Annotated in this window: 4 protein-coding genes and 2 pseudogenes; 5 read left to right on the top strand and 1 reads right to left on the bottom strand. The window is 39.1% G+C overall.

The genetic code is table 11. The features are described 5' to 3' along the window. From BP621_RS09175 to BP621_RS09165, 3 genes and pseudogenes are all read left to right on the top strand, one after another. Nucleotides 1–182 (top strand): annotated as a pseudogene (locus tag BP621_RS09175) (hypothetical protein); the annotation flags it as partial. A 34-nt stretch (nucleotides 183–216) separates the two neighbouring features. Next, nucleotides 217–1470 (top strand): ABC transporter permease, encoded by a 1254-nt coding sequence (locus BP621_RS09170; RefSeq protein ID WP_292389316.1) that lies wholly within the window; start codon nucleotides 217–219, stop codon nucleotides 1468–1470. Between the two features lie 339 nt (nucleotides 1471–1809). After that, nucleotides 1810–1944, top strand: coding sequence for a hypothetical protein (locus BP621_RS09165; protein ID WP_292389314.1), 135 nt, complete (start codon nucleotides 1810–1812; stop codon nucleotides 1942–1944). 285 nt (nucleotides 1945–2229) lie between these two features. On the opposite strand, the pseudogene BP621_RS17230 reads toward BP621_RS09165, so the two are convergent. Further along, nucleotides 2230–2427 (bottom strand): annotated as a pseudogene (locus tag BP621_RS17230) (DDE-type integrase/transposase/recombinase); the annotation flags it as partial. Between the two features lie 420 nt (nucleotides 2428–2847). Between BP621_RS17230 and BP621_RS09160 the strand changes: the two are divergent. Together BP621_RS09160 and BP621_RS09155 are read left to right on the top strand one after the other, a co-directional pair. Then, nucleotides 2848–3774 carry an ABC transporter ATP-binding protein gene (locus tag BP621_RS09160; protein WP_292389313.1) on the top strand — a complete coding sequence of 309 codons (927 nt, stop codon included), beginning with the start codon at nucleotides 2848–2850 and terminating at the stop codon, nucleotides 3772–3774. Next, the coding region (locus tag BP621_RS09155) for a COG1361 S-layer family protein (RefSeq protein WP_292389311.1) at nucleotides 3771–4782 on the top strand (1012 nt) is incomplete at its 3' end. The genes BP621_RS09160 and BP621_RS09155, both read left to right, overlap by 4 nt.

Genomic DNA, 4782 nt, shown 5'->3' with positions numbered 1-4782 from the left:
CTGCAGCAGGAGGTCCGGGAGGCCCAGGTAGTAACGCTGGATTTGGTTCGTACCTACCGTACATTGGATTACTTGTCCTTGCAGGTGGAGTACTCGTTTATCGCAGGAAGATACACGAAAAGATACAGGTAATGAAAATGAAAAAAGCCGGGTACAAAAAACCTGAAGACCAAAAGATCTGAAAGAACACATCAATAGAGAACGGAAGGATGCGAAATGAGACAATCGACCTACCTGAAAATGGGTCTGAACATGCTTGTTCACAGTAAACTCCGAAGCTGGTTAACCATTATCGGGATAGTTATAGGGATCGGATCTGTAGTTGGCATCCTTTCCCTCGGGGATGCCATGCAAGAGCAAGTTCAGAGTAGACTTTCCGAGATGGATCTGACAAAAATAACCATAACTCCAGGATACTCCAAGGCATCATCCAATATGCCGGGGGGTCCAGGAGGTGGAGGAAGAGGGGAAGGTACGACAACAGATGTTGAATTAACAGATAAGGACATTGCGGCACTTCGAGGATTGAATAATATATCATATATAGAAGGAGAGATTGCCGGTAGTGTGCCAGTAATTTATGCAGCGCAAAATGCAACCCTTTCAATCACAGGTGTAGATCCACAGGTCTGGCAATATATGACTACACTAAAAACACAATCCGGAAGATTGCTTGAACCTTCTGATAAGTATGTTGCAGTCATTGGAAGCGGCATTGCAAGTGGGACTTATAAACAGGATATCGGAGTTAACCAGGTAATAACTGTAAATGGTAAAGCAGTGCGTGTTGTTGGGATTCTGTCAGAAGAAGGTCAAGGTGATAGAAGTATTTATATGCCTATCGATGGAGCAGTAACCCTGATCGATGATGCACAAAATGATGTTTATGATTCCATAACTGTAAAAGCCAAGAGCGAAGATGTAGTAGACAATCTGACAGAAGATATCGTAGATAAGCTCATGATCTCAAGGCACATTGTCAATGATGATGATAGAGACTTTTCGGTGTCAGCTTCCAAATCGATGGCAGAATCTGTCACTGAAATGACGAGTTCAATGACCCTCTTCCTTGGTGCTATTGCAGCAGTGTCGCTTCTTGTGGGAGCAGTCGGGATTGCCAACACTATGTTTACCTCTGTCCTTGAAAAGACGAAGGAGATAGGGACTATGAAAGCTATTGGGGCAAAAAACAGGGATATCCTTATGATTTTCCTTTTTAATTCCGCAATGGTCGGTCTTGTTGGCGGTATCCTTGGAGATATTCTGGGAGCTTGTGTTTCAACTGTTTTCCCTATGCTGGGTCTGCAGATGATGAGAGGGGGAGGTTCAGGTTCTTCAGGCATGTACTTTGCTCCTGATCTGATGGCTTTAGGGCTTCTCCTGGCAATTTTAATAGGTGTGATTTCAGGAGTTGTCCCCGCGTATAGGGCTTCAAAGTTAAAACCAGTAGACGCATTGAGATATGAATAAACGGAAAAGAAAGGAAATGGAAAAGAAAGGGTTGATTCCCTTTTTTTAATTTCCTGCTTTTTTGGTATTGAGGTTTTGTGAAAAATGATTTTATCGCCTTGATCCTGTTTGAAACCTTGATCCTGTTTGAAAACTGGTTTATTTAAAAAGGGGATAACTGGAGAGAAAGCAGTTGAGCAAAAGGATCCAAATTTTGCTGTTATTGGGAATCTTATTAGTGATAATAGGTACACTCTTGAAAATTACCGTGAACCTGTTTTTTTGGGGCACATGGACTGTAGCTGCATTATTCATGATTTTGCTTTTCAGAATAGATCCTCTCAATCCGGGAGGTAAAGATTGAATGAAAGAAACATGTTTATCTGGCAGTGCCTTATGAATGAAAAATCATCTCAACTTATTATTGCAACTGTTTTGAATAACCCTGATATATGGTTAATTTCTGCTGGCAAAACAGGCTTTGTATATCTTTAAGTATAATTCCTTCATTTAGTGTTTATACTAATACTTGTGAATTGATGTTTTTAATTTGGTTTCTTAAGTAACTGAAATACGTTTTTGGGTTACGTTGCAAAAAATCTCAGGATAAGCATGTAAATCTATATGGATAATGAACAAAAGATAAAATATTCAAGAAGATGTGCCAATAGAATAGAACTATTCCAAATAATTGATTAATATATTTAGCTTCATTAAGAACAGAGTAATTTAGATTCTTGATTTGTCCTTTTTTAATCATATTCATAGCTTCAATTCCTTTTAAAGTTTTATTTGCAGATTGAAAATAATGCTATTCAAATACTTGATTTGTCTAATTCCTATGTTTTTAGGTAATATTTTGTCATTTTTCAGTGTATCTATAGCAGGTGGATAAGCTGAATTTTTATCAGCTGTTATTACTTTTGGAATTTGATTATAATTAGAACTCAAAGCTTTCTTAATAAAGAATCTCTTGGCTGCTTTTCGATTTCATTTAAAGGAATTAGATAGCATGTCACTACCTTTGATTTCCTTTTTATTTTATTATATCCGTAGCAGATATTTTTTCTAACGGAGCCGTTATTCTCCTTTCCCTGTATACAAACTGGATGGAGTCTGGGCAGCTTTTCCGGTTGCGGAATCTCTGGCTTATTTGCTGTCTAGCTTTCTGCTTTTCAGGCTATACAGAATCTTCAAAGAAAGTAAATATTCTTCAAAAACAGCTCCAAGGTCAGAAACTGCAGATAAAATGTCTAATATATAACATCTTATCAAAGATGTTCAGACCATACCACAAGGCTGTTAATGAAAGCGATACAATATGCACAAAGATAGAATTGGACCTATGTTCATTAAAAAGGTTCAGCTCAGATACGACTAAGTATTTAGAGGGTGAGTATGACACTTAGTGAAATACTAGATTCTTTTAAAACAAAATTTAACCCCTCAAAATTTATAGATTCGCTCGAAAAAAGGGCGAGTTTCTATGATGAATCCGAAAACGATTCAGAGGGAAATTCTTTGGGGGAGAATCTAAAAAACAATCCATATCTCAATTCTGGAAATAATTCTGCTGAAAGCTTTAAAGGGGTAAAGATCTACAAGAATAAAGACGAGCCTCTTATTAAACTGACCGATGTCTGGAAAATTTACCAGATGGGAGAAGTTGAGTTTGCAGCTCTTAAAGGAATAAACCTGGAAATTTACGAAGGGGAATTTCTGATCATTCTTGGTCCCAGCGGAAGTGGGAAAAGTACCATGATGAACCTGCTGGGCTGCCTGGATTTGCCCTCAAAAGGCACGGTTTGCCTGAATTCAAAGGACATCTCAGAACTTAACGAGTCTGAGCTTGCCAGGATCAGGGGACAGATGATAGGATTTATTTTCCAGAGCTTTAACCTTATTCCAACCTTGAGCACCTATGAAAATGTGCTCCTGCCCCTGGAATTTCAGGAAGAAGATAGACAAATAGCCCGACAAAAAGCCTCATACCTGCTTGACGTTGTCGGACTCTCGGAAAAGAAAGGAAACCTTCCTTCCCAGCTTTCAGGTGGACAGAGGCAGAGAGTTGCAATAGCCCGTTCCCTGGCTGTAAACCCGCCTATAATCCTGGCAGATGAGCCTACAGGAAACCTGGATACCAAGACTGGGGATTATATCCTTGATTTTCTGGACGAGTTGCACACAAGAGAAGGTAAGACGATTATTATTGTTACTCATGACGTCGAGCTTCTAAGATATGCAACTAGAATTGTGTACATTCGAGACGGTGAAATCGAAAAAATCGAAACATGTACGAAAAATGAACCTGAGGGATTAAAATGAAAAAGCTCTCTTTGCTAACATTAATACTGTTATTCTCTTCTGCATTTATATGCCTTGGAGTCGGAACAGCACTCGGTGCATCAAATGTGCATCTAAACTCTTCATCTATGCAGACAAATTTAACTAATCAAAGCTCTGGTGCGTACATGGAGGCTGACACATCACTTAGTTCGTCAAATGATAATATGAACCCTTCATATGTGCAGGAAAATTTAACTAATCAAAATAATCAAAATTCTAATACGATCGGAACCGGAACAACACTCAGTGCGTCAAATGGAAATATAAATTCTGCAGATCTGCAGGTAAGTGTGACTAATCAAAACCCTGATAATGCCAGGCCTGGGGAGCCTGTTGAGCTTACTATGAGTGTGCAGAACGTAGGAAACACCGACCTCAAAAATATTAATGTTAAAGTTAACCCAAAATATCCTTTCAGCCAAATTTCTGGAGAAGATCTTGAAAAGAGCATCTCTTATCTAAATGCAAGACAGGATACTGATGAAGCTGGGGTTCTGAAATTCAAACTCATGACCGATTCAAATGCTTCAGAGGGCACTTATAATCTTGATATCGTCACCACCTATAAAAGCGGATCAGGGTCTTCAGAACAGACTTACACTACTACAAAAACAGTTCAGTTAAAGGTTCAGGGTAAAGAATACGCTCAGGTCGTGACCGTAAGCAAGGCTGATATTGATATAGCAAAGGAAGAGCCTCTTGAGTTTATTGTGACAAATACTGGGGCTTCTCCATTGAAAAACCTGGTTTTCTCCTGGACTGATCCAAAAGGTGTGGTTTTACCTGTATATTCTGATAACACAAAATACATAAAGTATCTGGATGCAGGTCAATCAGTAAAAGTCGATTATACCGTGATGGCAGACGTAAGCGCTACTCCGGGACTCTATACCTTGAACGTGAACCTCTCGTATGAAAATTCAGACTCCAATTCGAAAAATATCCAGACCACAGCAGGACTTTTCGTAGGAGGAGCAACGGATTTTG

Source organism: Methanosarcina sp. UBA5, from assembly GCF_002505485.1.
Taxonomy (GTDB): domain Archaea; phylum Halobacteriota; class Methanosarcinia; order Methanosarcinales; family Methanosarcinaceae; genus Methanosarcina.
The sequence above is the reverse complement of the archived record's forward strand: the minus strand, read 5'-3'. Positions and strand labels throughout refer to the sequence as shown.

What these genes read in the sequence shown, in the direction of transcription:
- BP621_RS09170 (WP_292389316.1), top strand. Translation starts at nt 217, where the DNA reads ATGAGACAATCGACCTACCTGAAAATGGGTCTGAACATGCTTGTTCAC.
- BP621_RS09160 (WP_292389313.1), top strand. Translation starts at nt 2,848, where the DNA reads ATGACACTTAGTGAAATACTAGATTCTTTTAAAACAAAATTTAACCCC.